The organism is Paenarthrobacter sp. YJN-D (assembly GCF_015040335.1).
GTDB classification, from domain to species: domain Bacteria; phylum Actinomycetota; class Actinomycetes; order Actinomycetales; family Micrococcaceae; genus Arthrobacter; species Arthrobacter nicotinovorans.
In genome coordinates, this window is the sequence record NZ_CP053549.1 from 226,784 (window position 1) to 241,329 (window position 14,546).

Annotated in this window: 15 protein-coding genes; 8 read left to right on the forward strand and 7 right to left on the reverse strand. The window is 62.8% G+C overall.

Translation table 11 applies throughout. The features are described from left to right. Positions 1 to 149: 149 nt before the first annotated feature. Positions 150 to 1,208 (forward strand): ROK family protein, encoded by a 1,059-nt coding sequence (locus HMI60_RS01095; RefSeq protein ID WP_018779271.1) that lies wholly within the window; start codon positions 150 to 152, stop codon positions 1,206 to 1,208. Positions 1,209 to 1,236: 28 nt separating this feature from the next. Here the strand turns inward: HMI60_RS01095 and HMI60_RS01100 are convergent, their stop codons facing one another. Genes HMI60_RS01100 through HMI60_RS01110 form a run of 3 tightly spaced genes read right to left on the reverse strand, consistent with a single transcriptional unit; the run spans position 1,237 to position 3,336 of the window. After that, entirely contained in the window at positions 1,237 to 1,764 is a 528-nt protein-coding gene (locus HMI60_RS01100) for a hypothetical protein (RefSeq protein WP_079582337.1), read from the reverse strand. Next, positions 1,751 to 2,554: a carboxylesterase gene (locus tag HMI60_RS01105; RefSeq protein WP_064723224.1), complete on the reverse strand. Its 804-nt coding sequence runs from the start codon at positions 2,552 to 2,554 to the stop codon at positions 1,751 to 1,753. Before HMI60_RS01105 ends, HMI60_RS01100 begins: the two co-directional genes overlap by 14 nt. Next, complete coding sequence (locus HMI60_RS01110) at positions 2,551 to 3,336, reverse strand: carboxylesterase (RefSeq protein WP_026267376.1); 786 nt, start codon at positions 3,334 to 3,336, stop codon at positions 2,551 to 2,553. Before HMI60_RS01110 ends, HMI60_RS01105 begins: the two co-directional genes overlap by 4 nt. A gap of 109 nt (positions 3,337 to 3,445) precedes the next feature. Here HMI60_RS01110 and HMI60_RS01115 point away from each other — a divergent pair, with 109 nt between their 5' ends. Further along, a complete protein-coding gene (locus HMI60_RS01115) occupies positions 3,446 to 4,237 on the forward strand; it encodes a 1-acyl-sn-glycerol-3-phosphate acyltransferase (protein WP_026267377.1) in 792 nt (263 codons plus the stop codon). A gap of 66 nt (positions 4,238 to 4,303) precedes the next feature. After that, positions 4,304 to 5,707: a class II 3-deoxy-7-phosphoheptulonate synthase gene (locus HMI60_RS01120; protein ID WP_039240719.1), complete on the forward strand. Its 1,404-nt coding sequence runs from the start codon at positions 4,304 to 4,306 to the stop codon at positions 5,705 to 5,707. A gap of 91 nt (positions 5,708 to 5,798) precedes the next feature. Here HMI60_RS01120 and pknB read toward each other — a convergent pair whose 3' ends face one another. Both pknB and HMI60_RS01130 read right to left on the reverse strand, forming a co-directional pair. Further along, positions 5,799 to 7,853, reverse strand: coding sequence for a Stk1 family PASTA domain-containing Ser/Thr kinase (gene pknB / locus HMI60_RS01125; protein ID WP_193590395.1), 2,055 nt, complete (start codon positions 7,851 to 7,853; stop codon positions 5,799 to 5,801). A gap of 77 nt (positions 7,854 to 7,930) precedes the next feature. Further along, complete coding sequence (locus tag HMI60_RS01130) at positions 7,931 to 9,274, reverse strand: LysM peptidoglycan-binding domain-containing protein (RefSeq protein ID WP_026267378.1); 1,344 nt, start codon at positions 9,272 to 9,274, stop codon at positions 7,931 to 7,933. Positions 9,275 to 9,532: 258 nt separating this feature from the next. Here HMI60_RS01130 and HMI60_RS01135 point away from each other — a divergent pair, with 258 nt between their 5' ends. Then, positions 9,533 to 9,886 (forward strand): Rv2175c family DNA-binding protein, encoded by a 354-nt coding sequence (locus HMI60_RS01135; RefSeq protein ID WP_018779279.1) that lies wholly within the window; start codon positions 9,533 to 9,535, stop codon positions 9,884 to 9,886. A 122-nt stretch (positions 9,887 to 10,008) separates the two neighbouring features. On the opposite strand, the gene HMI60_RS01140 is transcribed toward HMI60_RS01135, so the two are convergent. Both HMI60_RS01140 and HMI60_RS21215 read right to left on the reverse strand, forming a co-directional pair. Further along, positions 10,009 to 11,103 (reverse strand): polyprenyl synthetase family protein, encoded by a 1,095-nt coding sequence (locus HMI60_RS01140; RefSeq protein WP_110504070.1) that lies wholly within the window; start codon positions 11,101 to 11,103, stop codon positions 10,009 to 10,011. After that, the gene (locus tag HMI60_RS21215; protein ID WP_370584080.1) at positions 11,100 to 11,390 is read right to left on the reverse strand and encodes a hypothetical protein; all 291 of its coding nucleotides are present in this window, start codon (positions 11,388 to 11,390) and stop codon (positions 11,100 to 11,102) included. Before HMI60_RS21215 ends, HMI60_RS01140 begins: the two co-directional genes overlap by 4 nt. On the opposite strand from HMI60_RS21215, the gene HMI60_RS21220 reads away from it, so the two are divergent. The 4 genes from HMI60_RS21220 (at position 11,389) to mraZ (ending at position 14,509) form a co-directional block, all read left to right on the forward strand. Then, positions 11,389 to 11,667, forward strand: coding sequence for a hypothetical protein (locus HMI60_RS21220; protein WP_306765510.1), 279 nt, complete (start codon positions 11,389 to 11,391; stop codon positions 11,665 to 11,667). The two genes, HMI60_RS21215 and HMI60_RS21220, sit on opposite strands and share 2 nt — an antisense overlap. A gap of 92 nt (positions 11,668 to 11,759) precedes the next feature. Continuing rightward, a complete protein-coding gene (gene dinB, locus HMI60_RS01150) occupies positions 11,760 to 13,022 on the forward strand; it encodes a DNA polymerase IV (protein ID WP_193590396.1) in 1,263 nt (420 codons plus the stop codon). Between the two features lie 238 nt (positions 13,023 to 13,260). Then, positions 13,261 to 13,629 (forward strand): DUF3040 domain-containing protein, encoded by a 369-nt coding sequence (locus tag HMI60_RS01155; protein ID WP_039240730.1) that lies wholly within the window; start codon positions 13,261 to 13,263, stop codon positions 13,627 to 13,629. Between the two features lie 448 nt (positions 13,630 to 14,077). Continuing rightward, positions 14,078 to 14,509, forward strand: a complete 432-nt coding sequence (gene mraZ / locus HMI60_RS01160) for a division/cell wall cluster transcriptional repressor MraZ (RefSeq protein ID WP_018779285.1) — start codon at positions 14,078 to 14,080, stop codon at positions 14,507 to 14,509. Positions 14,510 to 14,546: the final 37 nt, after the last annotated feature.

Genomic DNA, 14,546 nt, shown 5'->3' on the forward strand with positions numbered 1-14,546 from the left:
CTTCCACTCTAGTATGCCCGCTCGCGGAGGTGTGTTCTATTTCACCTACTGGCGAGTAACTTTACGGATCAGGCCCCATTTCAAGCAACTCGGGGACTTCTGGACCCGGCGATGCGGGGGCGTGCCCGATGGCGGAATAGGATGATGGGATGCCCGCATTTCGGTCCAGCACCCGCGTAAACTCCAGGCCCCCGGCCGCTGCCTGGAAGGACGTCCCCTGGGCCGCCCGGCGAAGCCACTTGGGCCGCAGGGGACTGGCCATCGGAATCGATATCGGGGGCACCAAAGTTGCCGCCGGTGTGGTGGACGCCGACGGCAGGGTCCTCGCCGAGGCGCGCCGGTCCACCCCGGGCGCCGATCCGCGGGCAGTTGAACAGACCATTGTGGAACTCGTGGACGAACTCAGTGCGGGGCACAGGGTGGCCTCCGTGGGGATAGGCGCCGCCGGTTGGATGGACCTCGACGGCGGCACGGTGCTTTTCAGCCCGCACCTCGCCTGGCGTAACGAACCGCTCAGGGCCAGCCTGCAGAAACTGCTCAGGCGCCCGGTCCTGCTCACCAACGACGCCGATGCCGCAGCATGGGCGGAATGGCGCTTCGGGGCCGGTCAAGGAGAGAGCCGGCTTGTGTGCATCACCCTTGGTACTGGCATTGGCGGTGCCATGGTGATGGACGGCCGGGTGGAACGGGGCCGCTACGGTGTCGCCGGCGAATTCGGTCACCAGATCATTTTTCCCGGCGGCCACCGATGCGAATGCGGGAACCGAGGGTGCTGGGAACAATACGCTTCGGGCAACGCGCTGGGACGTGAAGCCCGCCAGCTGGTGAGGACAAATTCGCCCGAAGGCCGGGCCTTGCTGGATCGCGCCGGAGGCACCGCCGACAACATCACGGGGGCGGTCGTCACCGCCCTCGCCCTGGCCGGGGACGCTACGTCCCGGGAGTTGCTGGCGGACCAGGGCGACTGGCTTGGCCTGGGCCTGGCCAACCTTGCAGCTGCCCTGGACCCGGGAATGTTTGTCATCGGTGGTGGACTCTGCGACGCCGGAGACCTTTTGGCTGGTCCTGCCCGCGACTCTTTTGCCAAGAACCTCACAGGGCGTGGCTTCCGGCCCATGGCCAGGATTGAACTTGCCGCCCTGGGCCCACGTGCCGGCATGATTGGCGCCGCCGACCTCTCACGGGTCAGCGGCCGGACGCACAGCTAAGCCTCAGCGGGACCTGGAGCGTCGGCACCTAGATGCGGGCGCCGTCGTCGTCCTCGTTCTTCTCCTGCGGAAGCCTCATGATGAGGAAAACCACCGAGACCACAAACGCGGCGACGATTCCGAGGATGGCTGCCAGCGGCGCTGATCGCCAGAACATGGCAGTGAAGAGCAGCGCGATGGGTCCGCCCACAGCGCCTACCCAGGCCAGCATGGTCAGCGGTTCGGTACCTGCCAGGCTCGGCGGTTCTTCCGGGACGAACGACTCGTCGTCGTCGTCCACCTCAAAGTCACGCGGTCCCGGCGCACGCCCCTGACCCTCTCCGGCCATGGGATCAGCGGCCGGCACTGCAGCGGGGGTGGAAAGGCCGAGGGGATCGAAATCCCGGAAAGACCTGGCTGGACCCGCCGGAGCCTCGCCGGGGCCGGCGGTGGGCTCCGGTTCTTGTTCATCAGGCGTGGACCTGGTTGCCTCAAGCCGGGCCACGAGGTCCTGCCAGACCGCGTCGTCGTCTTTATTGGCGCTTTGGTCGGCGGAGTTGGGATCAGGCCTGTTCATGGGCTGCGTCCTTATCGGGAGATGGCCCCTGTCCGGCCAAGGCGGCAAGTGTCTGTTGAATGAAATCGACCGTACCGGAGAAGATTTCCGGTGCGTCGTTATCGAGGGTGGCCACGTGGTGGCTGTTGTGAAGATAGCTGATGTCAACCGGAGCGTTCACGCGGGAGCGGAGAAATTCCAGGCTGGCGTTCGATATGACGTTGTCCACTGTTGACCGGTAGACGCGCACCGGGGCGCTGATGCGTGGCAGGATCGCGGCCGTGTCCTTGTACATCTTCTTCAACTGATGGGCCGCGGCAACAGGGGTGCGTGCATACGCACCTTCGTCCTGGTCCGGTTTGAGGATGTCGTTGGCGATGGCCGGCGTCGTCTTCACCACGTACTTGAGTGCGGCGACGATCACGGCGCGTGGATCGTCCAGGACGAGGCCGGGATTGACCACCACAGTCCCCGCGACGGGCCGCGTGGCTGCTATTCGCAATGCCAGGGTGCCGCCCATGGACAAGCCCGCGGCGAAGACGTAGTCGCACTCCGCAGCCAGTTCAAGGTAGGCATCATCCACTGCCCTGTGCCATTCCTGCCAGGATCGCTTCGCCATATCCTGCCAGGTAGTGCCGTGGCCCGGCAGCAACGGCAGGCGGACGGCATAGCCGGCAGCGGCCAAATGCTCAGCCCAGGGCCGCACGCTGTGCGGGCTCCCGGTGAAGCCGTGGGACATGACCACGCCGACGCGCGGTCCAGTTCCGCTCCAGCTGCTGAGGAACGGTGAGAAATCCGGGGTCATCTTCATGATGACTCCGAGGCTACTCTGTGATTGGCGTGCCGGCGGAAAAATGCTGCTGATTCTTCAAAAATGGTGGGTGCGTCAACGTCCAGGGTGGCCACGTGCCCGCTGTGTGGGAGGGTCACAACTTTCAGGCGCGCCGAGTCGATGTGCCTGCGGATCGTGTCCACCGAGCTGGGCGGAATGACCCCATCCACCGACGATTTGAAGACCAATGCCGGCGCCTTCACCTGGGTCAATCCCCGGGTCGCGGACCGGAACAGCTTCTTGAGCTCGTGCACGGACTTCAAGGGTGTCTTGGAGTAGTCACTGTCTTCGATGAGCTCAGGTGCCGGGGAATCCTCCACGATGGGATCCGTGGTGCGCATGACGTATTTCAACGCGCCCACGTACTTCACACGGCGGTCATAGAAGCTCAAACCCGGATTGACCAGCACGACGCCCGGAACATCGTGGAGGGACGCCAGACGGAGGGCTACGGCCCCACCCATGGACAGCCCCGCCACGAAACAGGTTTCCGTTGTGGCAGCGAGGTCCAGGTAGCTCTTTTCAAAGGCCCGGTACCAGTCCTGCCAGCGGGTTGTGGCCAGGTCATGCCAACTTGTCCCGTGTCCTGGAAGCAGGGGGACCGTGACAGCGAAGCCTTGCGCGGCCAGATATTCAGCCCACGGCAGCATGCTCAACGGGCTGCCGGTAAATCCGTGGCAGATCGCTACGCCAGTGGAGGCGTTCGGCCCATGTCCGGCGTAGTGGAAAGCGGCCGCGGCTGGTGGTTTGCGTTCCGTCATGCGTTCCATCGTGTCATTGTTCCGGACATTTCACACTGGAGTAGGGTTGCAGTTGAATGCCGGCCGGGTTGCCGGACGCATGCCTGCCAACGGCCGTGAGAGGACAAACGTGTTCTATTGGGTCATGAAGAGGATCTTTCTGGGTCCGATCCTCAAACTCCTGTTCCGCCCCTGGGTCAAAGGCCTGGACAATGTCCCTGAGAACGGCGCAGCAATCCTGGCCTCCAACCACCTTTCCTTTTCGGACTCCATCTTCCTTCCCCTGATGGTGCATCGTCCGGTGATCTTCCTGGCGAAGTCGGAGTACTTCACCGGCAAAGGGCTTAAAGGACGCCTGACGGCATTGTTCTTCAGGCTGAGCAACCAGCTCCCCATGGACCGGTCCGGAGGCGCCGCGTCCGAGATGTCGCTGCAGGCAGGCAAAGACGTCCTCACGTCGGGCGGCCTCCTGGGTATCTACCCCGAAGGCACGCGAAGCCCCGATGCCCGGCTCTACCGCGGCAAGGTGGGCGTTGCCCGGCTTGCCCTGCAGACCCGTGTTCCGGTGGTTCCGGTAGCCATGATCGGCACGGAGAAGGTCCAACCCATCGGCAAGAGGCTTCCAAGCATTCGCCGCATTGGCATCATCTTTGGGCAACCCTTGGACTTCAGCCGTTATTACGGCATGGAGGACGACCGCCTGGTCCAGAGGGCGGTCACCGACGAAATCATGTACGAACTGATGCGCCTCTCCGGCCAGGAATATGTGGACGAGTATGCCGCCGTCGTCAAGGCACGGCTGGCCGGTAAGGGGCCGGAGCCCCTCCACAAGCTCGAAGGGACGGAAGACGCCGTCGCGGACATCGCCGAAGACAGGGACGACCCCAATCCCGAAGGCCAGGAACCACCGAGGAAACTGTGACGCAGACGGCGGCATCAGTTACGCCTGCAGTGCCTCAACCCCGCCGGAGGCTACTACTCTTGAAGGGTGACTGAGCTAACCGCGAACACCGCACCTTCCACAGTAGATCCCCTCGCCAGCACCGCCCAGAGCGGAGCGGCAAACTATCCCGGGCTGGATGCCTGGCGTGACCTGCCGATTTCGCAGCAGCCAACGTGGTCGGATGCCGATGTCTTCAAGGCCTCGGTCAACGAACTCTCCGTTGTTCCGCCATTGGTCTTTGCCGGAGAAGTGGATGTTCTTCGGGAACGTCTGGCTGCCGCAGCCCAGGGCAAGGCGTTTCTGCTCCAGGGCGGAGACTGCGCAGAAACGTTCGAGGCTGCCACGGCCGACAAGATCAGCGCACGCGTCAAAACCATCCTGCAGATGGCCGTGGTGCTGACCTACGGCGCAGCAATGCCCGTGATCAAGATGGGACGGATGGCCGGCCAGTTCGCCAAGCCGCGTTCGTCCAATGACGAGACCCGCGACGGCGTGACTTTGCCCGCTTACCGCGGGGACATCGTCAACGGCTACGAGTTCACACCTGAGTCCCGCGCACACGATGCCGGTCGCATGTTGAAGGCCTACCACACCTCGGCTTCCACCCTGAACCTGATCCGTGCTTTCACCCAGGGCGGCTTTGCTGATCTGCGCCTGGTGCACCAGTGGAACAAGGGATTCACTGAAAACCCTGCCCATGCACGCTACGAGTCGCTGGCCCGTGACATCGACCGCGCCATTATGTTCATGGATTCCTGCGGGGCAGACTTCGAGGCACTGAAGCGTGTTGAATTCTTCGCCAGCCATGAAGCATTGCTGCTGGACTATGAGCGCGCCCTCACCCGCATCGACTCCCGTACCGGCCTCCCTTATGACACCTCCGCCCACTTCCTCTGGATCGGGGAGCGGACCAGGGAACTTGACCACGCGCACGTGGACTTCCTGTCGCGTGTCCGGAACCCCATTGGCGTCAAGCTCGGGCCGACCACCAGCGGTGACGACGCCCTGCGCCTCATCGACAAGCTGGACCCGAACCGCGAACCCGGCCGCCTGACGTTCATCACCCGCATGGGCGCGAGGAACATCCGCGAAAAGCTGCCGGCCGTCGTCGAGCGTGTCACGGCATCCGGTGCCCAGGTGCTGTGGGTGACCGATCCGATGCACGGCAACACGGTGACCTCACCCAACGGCTACAAGACCCGCAACTTCGACGACGTCATCGATGAAGTCCGTGGCTTCTTCGAGGTGCACCACTCGCTCGGCACCGTCCCCGGTGGTCTGCACGTTGAAATGACGGGCGATGACGTCGCTGAGTGCTTGGGCGGCGCAGACCCGATCGACCAGGACGCATTCCTGGACCGCTACGAGTCCGTATGCGACCCGCGCCTGAACCACATGCAGTCGCTGGAGATGGCGTTCCTGGTGGCCGGCGCCCTGTCCAAGCGGTAGCTGACAGTCCCTGCTGCCACAGAAGAAGGCGCGGTCCGGATTTCTCCGGGCCGCGCCTTCTTGGGTACTGGGTCGCTGCGTGGCCGGGTTACTACACCACTGTCAGCGTCACGACCGATTCTTCGGGTGCCTCGGTATTGACGGGATTCTGATCCCGTACCGTTCCAAAGAAGCCGCCCAGGATCTTGTTGATCTCTACCTTGAAGCCCAGCTTCTTGAGTTCTTTCTCCGCTTCGGCGGCCTGCTTCCCGATGAAACTCGGTATCTTGACCATCTTTGGTCCCTTCGAGACCGTCAACGTCACCGTCTCACCCTTGACGAGCGTGCCATTGGCGGGCGCCTGCGAGACAACCGAGCCTTTGGGGACGGACTTGTCGTTCACCGTCTCCGGGGCGATCACGGCCTTCAGCCCGGCATCCTGGATGGCCTTGACTGCCGCGTCCTGCGCAAGACCCCGTACATCCGGGACCGGGATTGGCTGGGGACCCTTGGAGACGACCAGGGCAATGGGAGTGCCGTGCCTGACTTCCGTGCCCTTCGCGGGATCCTGGGCGATGACCACGCCGGCAGGCACTTTGTCATCGAAAGCCTCAGTGACGTTGCCCAGGGCCATCTGGGCTGAATTCAAGGCAGTTTTGGCTTCGTCCAGGGTGCCGCCGGTGAGGTCCTCGAGAGGGAAGAGCTGGGCTCCCTTGGACACGAAAAGGGTGATGGGCTGAAACTTCCGGACTTCGGCACCTGACTCCGGCTTGGTGCCAACAGCGAGGCCGGAGAGGATATCGTCATCGAAAACATCCTGGGGTTCTGACTGGAAGCCGGCAGTGCGAAGCAATTGCTGGGCCTCGGCGACAGTCTTGTTCTTGACGTCCGGAACGGTGCCTGGCGACCCCGGCCCCATGCCGAAGAACCAGCCGGCGCTTGCCGCGAGCAGCGCAAGAATGACGATCACCACGGTCCAGATCAAGCCACGACGGCGTGGATTACCTTCCCGCAGTGGTCGGACCGGGGTTGCCGCCGCCCGGGCCTGGTCCTTTGCCTGCTGCCGTTCGATCCGTTTCAGGTCCCTTTTTCCGGGCGGGCGTGACTCCACCTCCGTGGCACCCTTTGGCGACTGGTAGGACGCGCCACCGGCGGCCATGATGGTGGTGGGGTTGCTTTGCCGGGCAATGAATTCCGTTGGTGATGCAGTGGTGGCAATGGCTTCAGTGGCGTTCGTGTCCGGCCCGGAGGCTGCCATGGCTGTGGTGGGAGCGGCAGGGAGGACAGCGGTGGCTGACTGTTGCTTGAGATCCAGCTGTTCGTCGGTGAGCGTCGTACGGATGTGGCGCAGTTCAGTCAGCAGTGCGGACCCGTCTATGGGCCTGTTCTCTGCGTCAACGGACGTGCACCACTGCACCAGTTCGTCCAGGTCTTCGGCCAACCCGGGGGCTGCGTCCGATGGGCGGCCCACAGAGGCGTTCACGTGCTGGTAGGCCACATGGATGGGGGAGTCGCCGTTGTACGGTTGCTTGCCGGTCAGCATTTCGTAGAGCATGATTCCGGCCGAGTAGATGTCGCTGCGGGCATCGGCAGGCCGGCCAAGGACAAGCTCCGGAGCCAAGTAGGCCACAGTCCCGATCAGGGCCCCGGTGCTGGTGTTGGCAGAGATGGCCCTGGCCAAACCGAAATCCCCGACCTTGATCCGCCCATCGTCTGCGATCAGGACGTTCTCAGGCTTGATGTCGCGGTGGATCAAGCCTGATGAATGGGCGGCCGCCAGACCTTCGATCACGGGATCGATCAAGGCCAGGGCGAGGCGCGGGGGCAGCGCTCCTTGGGTATTGAGGACATCACGGAGGGTGTGCCCCTTGACGTACTCCATGACCAGGTACGCGATATGGCCGTCTTCGCCTTGATCCAGGACGCCGACAACGTGGGGGTGGGAGAGGCTGGCTGCGGCTTTTGCTTCGCGGCTCAGGCGCTCCAGGAAGGTCTGGTCGTTTGCCAGATGCGGGTGCAGGACCTTGAGGGCCACGTCGCGCTCCAGGCGTCTGTCAGTGGCCAGGTAGACGGTGGACATTCCCCCTTTCGCCAAGCGGGAACGGACCACGTAGCGCCCGTCCACGGTGGTACCGATGAGGTGGTCCTGCGTTGCTTCTTGCACCATACGATCCTAAACGAGACAGGGAAGGGGCCCGAATCCCCGGTGGGATGCGGGCCCCTTCCGAGGGTGCTGCAACAGGCCTAGCCGAACGTGCGCTGACGTGCCTTGATCGATTCGACGTAGCGCTTGGTGTCCTCGTACATACCGTACTTGCTCACCGAATACTGTCCCTGGTAGTAACCGGCAATGGCCGTATCGAGATCCTTGCTGGTGGCCACCAGGACGCGGATGATCGCGACGCCGGCCGTGGCGTTGTCGTAGGGGTCCAGGAGGTTGAGTTTCCGGCCAACCAGGTCAGAGGCCCACTGGCCGGAGGACGGAATGACCTGCATGGTGCCAATGGCGTTGGCCGGGGAAACGGCCCGCTGGTCAAAACCGGATTCCTGCTCTGCGAACGCGAGGGCCAGCGACGGGCTGACGCCCATGCGCCGTGCCGTGTCAGCCACAATGGTCTTCATTTCAGCGCGGCTGGGCACCGGCGAAGCGTTGAGGAGTGCCTTGTTTTCATTCGCGGAGCTGACCACGGCCGGGGGATAGGTGAACCCCAGGAATGTGCTGGGCACCAGCGGTGTGGTCTCTCCGGCAGGCTGCAGGCTGCCGCCGGGGATGGTCAGCTTCTGGCCGGGGTAGATGACCGTGCTGGCGTTCACGTTGTTGGCCGACATGAGTGCGGAAAGCGAAACGCCCAACCGTGAGGCGATGGAGCTGAGGGTGTCGCCGGCCTTGATGGTGTAGGAACCCGTGCTTGCCAGGGGGGCAGGTGCTGGTGCCGGCGCTGGTGCGGGTGCCGGAGTTGCGGGCGCGGACGGCGCCGATCCGCCACTGACCTTGATTTTTTGGCCCGGGTAGATGATGGAGCTGCCATTGAGGTTGTTCCAGCTGAAGATGCTGGACAGCGGAACGCCGTGCTTGGCCGCAATGCCGCCGAGGGTATCGCCGGAGACAACCGTGTAGACGGTGGCGGTGCTCGCGGTGCCGGAGGCAGGCGGGGCGCTGGGCGCCGGGGCCGACGCAGCCGTTCCGGTGAGCTTGATGCTCTGCCCCGGGTAGATCAGCGTGGTGGGAGTCAGGTTGTTCAGCTGGAGCACCGCGGAGGTGTCGAGGTTGAAACGTCGGGCGATGGCGCTGATGGTGTCGCCTCGAACCACGGTGTAGCTGTCCGGAGTTGCGGGGGCCATCGGGCGGAGCGCCGCAGGAAGCGTGGCGGCCACTGCCTGCGCGGGGATCACCGTACCGGTCGTGACTGCCTGGGCCTTCATGGCGGCAGCGAGCGTGGCCGGAATTTTGCGGGGTTGGGGTGCGGGCGCTGCGATGGACGGTTGGGCCAGCGCAAGCGACGACAAAACCACAGCGGGAAGCGCGGCCGTGGTTGCCGCGATAACGGGCATGCTCATGGTTCGTTTCGGCGAGCGGGGCGTCGTCATGAAGGAGTCCTCATCTCAAACAGCGGGGGTTGATTGTTAACGCTGTTGTCAGTGTTGCCAATGTTACTGATGTTATCAATGGTGCAAGTGTGATCAGTGTGAATCTCTCATACTTATTCCGTGGACACAACAATTCCCGCGGGGGAAGATTCTTGATGCCATTTGTTGGTATGGGAATTGCAGGTAATGAGGGCTTCGACGTGGTCCCTTTCGGGCTCCGGCTAGGCGACGGGTGGGCCGGCATGGCAACCTTGATCCGTGAGTAATGTAGAAAGCCTTGTTTCCGAGTGGTTGCCGCTTCCGGATGTTGCCGGGTTGCTGGAAGTTTCCATCACCAAAGTCCATGGACTTTTGGATGAGCGTGCGCTCGTCGCCGTCAGGCGGGGAGAACGGAATATCCGCTCCGTCCCGGCCTTGTTTATTCAGGATGGCCATGTTGTGGACAGCTTGAAGGGGACCATTGCGGTCCTTAGTGACGCCGGCTACAACGACGAAGAGTTGATCACCTGGCTGTTTACTCCCGATGAATCACTGCGTGGCCGTCCCATTGACGCCTTGCGTGAGGGGCGTAAAACGGAGATCAGGCGCCGCGCCCAGTCCCTGGCCTGGTAATTGCGCCGGTTCACTTCCTAAAGCGGCAACTACTTAAAGCGACGACGACGGCGGTCCCCAAACCGCCGTCGTCGTCTCATGTCTTCTTTGCCTTGCTCCGCGCGGCTGACCTGCACCCGGTGTCAGGCTGCGCGGCTGACGGCCGCTTCGGCCAGTTCTCCCAAAGCCTGCAGCGGGAGTGCATCCAGTGGCAGGCGTTCCAACGCTTCGAATGCGTCAGTGCTCAGCTGCGCGATCAGCGATTCCGTCGCGTCCAGAGCCCCGCAATCAACCATGAGATGGCGGATCCTGGCAACGTCCTCCTCAGCGAGTTCCGGGTTCCCCAGCATGCGGTCAAGGTAATCGGCTTCGGCCGCCGAAGCCTGATTAAGGGCAAAGCCAACCAGCACAGTGCGCTTGCCCTCCCGCAGGTCATCTCCGGCCGGCTTTCCTGTCGTTGCTGGGTCTCCAAAGACCCCAAGAACGTCATCGCGCATTTGGAACGCTTCACCGAGCGGGAGCGAAAAACCGGAGTACCCGGCAAGTAGTTCCGTGGAAGCGCCGGCAAGGGCACCGCCCAATGCCAACGGATGTTCCGTGGAGTACTTGGCTGACTTGTAGCGGATGATGGAGCGGGCCCGGTCCACCGATCCCGCCCGATCGCGCACGGGGCCGGCCACCTCTTCAAGGATGTCAAGGTATTGACCGGCCATCACCTCTGCCCGCATCACGTTGAAGATGCGGCGGGCAGGGCTCCCTGAAACGGCGCGGGGCCCAATCCCGGTGAAAGCCTCTTCGCTGAAGGAGAGACAGAGGTCACCGGTCAAAATTGCGGCAGCATCTCCAAAATGTTCGCTGTCCAGGGCCCAGCCGTTCGTTTCATGAAGCTGGCTGAACCGTTTGTGCACGCTTGGGCCGCCGCGCCGAGTATCGGAACGGTCGATGATGTCGTCGTGTATCAGTGCCGCAGCCTGGAAAAGTTCCAGGGCACATCCGGCTGTGACAATGTCCGCGTCGCCGGCGGGGCCGCCTGCGCCGCGCCAACCCCAGTAGCACATCAACGCCCTCAGCCGCTTGCCGCCGGTTACCAACGTCGAGATCGACCCGATGAGCGGATCGACGTCGGGTGAAACGGTAGCCATGACGTCGCGCTGTCCCGACAGGAAACTGCTGAGGCTGCCGGCGACGCCTTCAATGTATCGGGCCTGCTCGGACGCGACGGGGGACGTTGACGTCACTTGATGGACCCGGCTGCCACATTGGCGCCGATGGTGAAGGTAGAGACGCCTTCCTTTTGCATGATCGAGACATTCACTGTTTCACCATCACCGCGGACAAAGTCCAGGGAGGTGACGTTGCCCACCGCTTCCGGTCCGGGGACAAGCTTAAAGCCCTGGGCCTCGAGCGAGGACTTGTAGTAGTCCACCACGCCCTGCGGAGGCGCTTTGATGGTCCCTACCAGCGCCACGGTGGCCAGGGAGGCGTTCTTGTCGAAGCTGCTGGACCGTACCGAGGTCTTTGGCATGACGGGAATGAGCTTCTCAGGGAATCCGGGAACAAGCGCATTGACCGTGGCCGTGGCATTGGGGTCGGGTGCGCTGGACTCGGTGAACCCGGTGGTTTCAGGCGAGGGGGTGCTGCTCGCCGAAGACGCTGTCCCGGAGGGTGAGGGCGCCGGCGAAGCTGACGAAGATGAAGCAGCGCCGGTGGATGACGGAGCCGCCGAACCGCTGGGGGACGGCGTGCATGCGGAGACCGCCACTGCGACACTGACTGCGAGCAGGGCAAACCCTCGCGATTGAGGAGTTCCAAAGAGCTTCACAGGGTATCCTTCCTGGGGCTGAGCCGGACTTTGCCTCCAGTTTAGTCAGTGCCCGGGCATAGTATTGCCGTTGTGAGGCAGGAAGCACCCGGCGGCGAGTCAAGCGCTGGACACAGACCGGCCCGCAGCGCTGAAGAAGCCCTGCGGGAATTGAGGCGAACCAGCATCCTGCACGTGGATATGGACGCATTCTTTGTCTCCGTCGAACTCCGCAGCCGTCCCGAACTGCGGGGCAAGCCCGTGATCGTGGGATTCCCCGCGGACAGGTCCGTGGTCCTCTCTGCTTCCTATGAAGCCCGGACCGCAGGGGTCAAGTCGGCCATGCCGATGTCCATTGCGATGAGGCGCTGTCCAGCGGCGGTTGTCATCAATCCCCGCCACACTCTGTACTACGAGGTCTCAGCGCAGCTCATGGAGATCTTCGGGTCCATTACGGACCTGGTGGAGCCTTTGAGCGTGGACGAAGCTTTCCTGGACGTTGGCGGGGCCATCCGCCGGCTGGGCACGCCCTTGGAAATTGGCCACCTCATCAGGCGCAGGGTCCAATCAGAGCTTGGCATCACGGCTTCCGTGGGGATTGCCGGCACCAAGTTCGTTGCCAAGATCGCCTCCACCCGGTGCAAACCCGACGGCATTTTGCAGATCGACGCCGAGGACACCCTTTCCTACCTTCACAGCCTTCCTGTCAGTGCCCTCTGGGGTGTGGGTGGCAAGACCGGGGAGGTCCTGGCGCGTATGGGCATCCGAACGGTCGCCGATGTGGCCGCCACACCCTTGTCCTCGCTGAAGAAGGTTCTTGGCGCAAGCGGGGAACATGTGTACAGGCTCTCCATGGGAATTGATCCCCGTCCAGTGACGCCCACCAGGGTTGAGAAGAGCATTGGTGCTGAAGAGACCTTCTCCGTAGACACAGCAGATGAAGAACTGCTGCACAGGGAGTTGTTGAGGTTGTCCCACCGGACGGCCAGCCGTCTCCGGAGTTCCGGAATGCTCGCACGGACGGTCGCCTTGAAGCTCCGGTATGCCGATTTCTCCACGGTGTCCCGGAGCCGCACTGTGCAAACGCCGGTAGACAGTGCCCAGTTGATCTACCAGGTGGCCATGCAGCTGCTCGACTCCTTGGGTCCGCGTTCCATGAGCGTCAGGCTGGTGGGAGTGCGGGCGGAGCAATTGGAACCGGCAGGTCAGACGTCGATGCAATTGAGCCTGGACCGCCGGGATGACAACTGGCGGGCAGCCGAGCAGGCCCTGGACAGGGTTTCCCAGCGATTTGGTTCCAAAACCCTGCTTCCGGCCCGGCTCCTGGAACCCGGTAAACCTGCCTCGGAGGCCTGAACCCTGTGACCTTGGTCCCGCACGGCCCCAGGCGTCTTTCAGAACGGCCCCGGACAAACTATCCTATTTATTACAGAGATTTAGATCGTCTGGACAAACTGTTTCCTGAACAGTCGGCCCTGAGGTATCCGCTGAACAAGAGGGTATTTTGGGAACGAAATTCTTGGTCCGATCGTTGGGGTAAACAGACGCACAGGACGCGTTATGTCCAGACGCTGGCTGACTAAAGGAGGTCGCGATGCCCCTCTCGGAGCACGAACAGAAGCTGCTTGAGCAACTTGAAAAGCAACTTCATGAGGACGATCCGAAGTTTGCCAACACCATGGGTTCGGATCCCATCCGCAGCTGGTCGACCAGGCACGTCATCATTGGCGTCCTTGGGGCAATCGCCGGCATTCTTCTCCTGCTGGTCGGCGTCTCGCTGCAGGCGATACCTGTGGGTGTCCTCGGCTTCATAGTCATGGGTGCTGGCGTGTACTTCGCGACGTTGCGTGGAGCGGCTTTCGGGAAATCCGGTAAGGGAAAGCCCGCCAAGGCCAAGCCCAAGAGCACATTCATGAGCAGCCTCGAAGAGCGCTGGGATGAACGGCGCCGCGACGACCACTGACGGAGGGCGTGTCACTTCTCCGGCAGCAGGCCATCGTGAGTCAGTCGCGCCCCTGAGTCCGCTCGTGGATCAAACACTTCCAAAGCTTTGACAAGGACCCGCCAAGCGGGTCCTTTCGCATTTAAGGGTTGCCACGCCGGGACCCTCCATTTCCCACCACCAGCTCCACTTTCCTCCCGCCGAAAGCGGTTTTGGGGTGCAGAGCGCTTCCCAGGCGCCTTTCAGCTTGCCGGCGCGGGACTTGGACGTCGGCCGATGCGTCGATACCTCCACTTCACTCCACCCCCGGAAAACCCGCGGCAATTCGGCCCCGAGGAATCTCAAAGTGGTGGAGAAACGCCCACGGGTGCGTTGACTGTGGTGCGTTGTGGAGTAAAGTGGAGCACATAAGAGGGTAGTGGCAGTGTTGGGTATGTACGGGCACCTTGACTGAGGGGCGGTGGGGCCAGTGTTTCTGGGCACTCACTCGCCGCGTCTCGATGAAAAGGGCCGGATCATACTTCCCGCCAAGTTCCGTGAGGAGCTTGCAGAGGGACTGGTCCTCACAAGGGGCCAGGAGCGCTGCATCTACGTCTTCAGCCAGAAGGAATTCGAACGTATCCACGAGTCGATGCGGGAAGCGCCATTGTCTTCCAAGCAGGCACGTGACTACATCCGGGTCTTTCTGTCCGGAGCCTCGGACGAAGTACCTGACAAGCAGGGGCGCGTGACCATTCCACCGGCGCTCCGTGCATACGCAGGCTTGGGAAGGGAGCTGGCAGTGATTGGTGCCGGCACCCGGGCCGAGATCTGGGATGCAGACGCTTGGAACGAGTACCTCAACGAGAAGGAAGCAGCCTTCTCGGAAACGGATGACGACAATCTGCCCGGGTTCATCTAACCGGTCGGTGGAAGCAGTACCGCTTCTTGAATGGGAT

Coding starts and splice junctions, on each gene's coding strand:
- HMI60_RS01095 (WP_018779271.1), top strand. CDS start 150: ATGCCCGCATTTCGGTCCAGCACCCGCGTAAACTCCAGGCCCCCGGCC.
- HMI60_RS01100 (WP_079582337.1), bottom strand. CDS start 1,764: ATGAACAGGCCTGATCCCAACTCCGCCGACCAAAGCGCCAATAAAGAC.
- HMI60_RS01105 (WP_064723224.1), bottom strand. CDS start 2,554: ATGAAGATGACCCCGGATTTCTCACCGTTCCTCAGCAGCTGGAGCGGA.
- HMI60_RS01110 (WP_026267376.1), bottom strand. CDS start 3,336: ATGACGGAACGCAAACCACCAGCCGCGGCCGCTTTCCACTACGCCGGA.
- pknB (WP_193590395.1), bottom strand. CDS start 7,853: ATGGTGCAAGAAGCAACGCAGGACCACCTCATCGGTACCACCGTGGAC.
- HMI60_RS01130 (WP_026267378.1), bottom strand. CDS start 9,274: ATGACGACGCCCCGCTCGCCGAAACGAACCATGAGCATGCCCGTTATC.
- HMI60_RS21220 (WP_306765510.1), top strand. CDS start 11,389: ATGACGGGAATGAGCTTCTCAGGGAATCCGGGAACAAGCGCATTGACC.
- HMI60_RS21215 (WP_370584080.1), bottom strand. CDS start 11,390: ATGCCAAAGACCTCGGTACGGTCCAGCAGCTTCGACAAGAACGCCTCC.
- HMI60_RS01155 (WP_039240730.1), top strand. CDS start 13,261: ATGCCCCTCTCGGAGCACGAACAGAAGCTGCTTGAGCAACTTGAAAAG.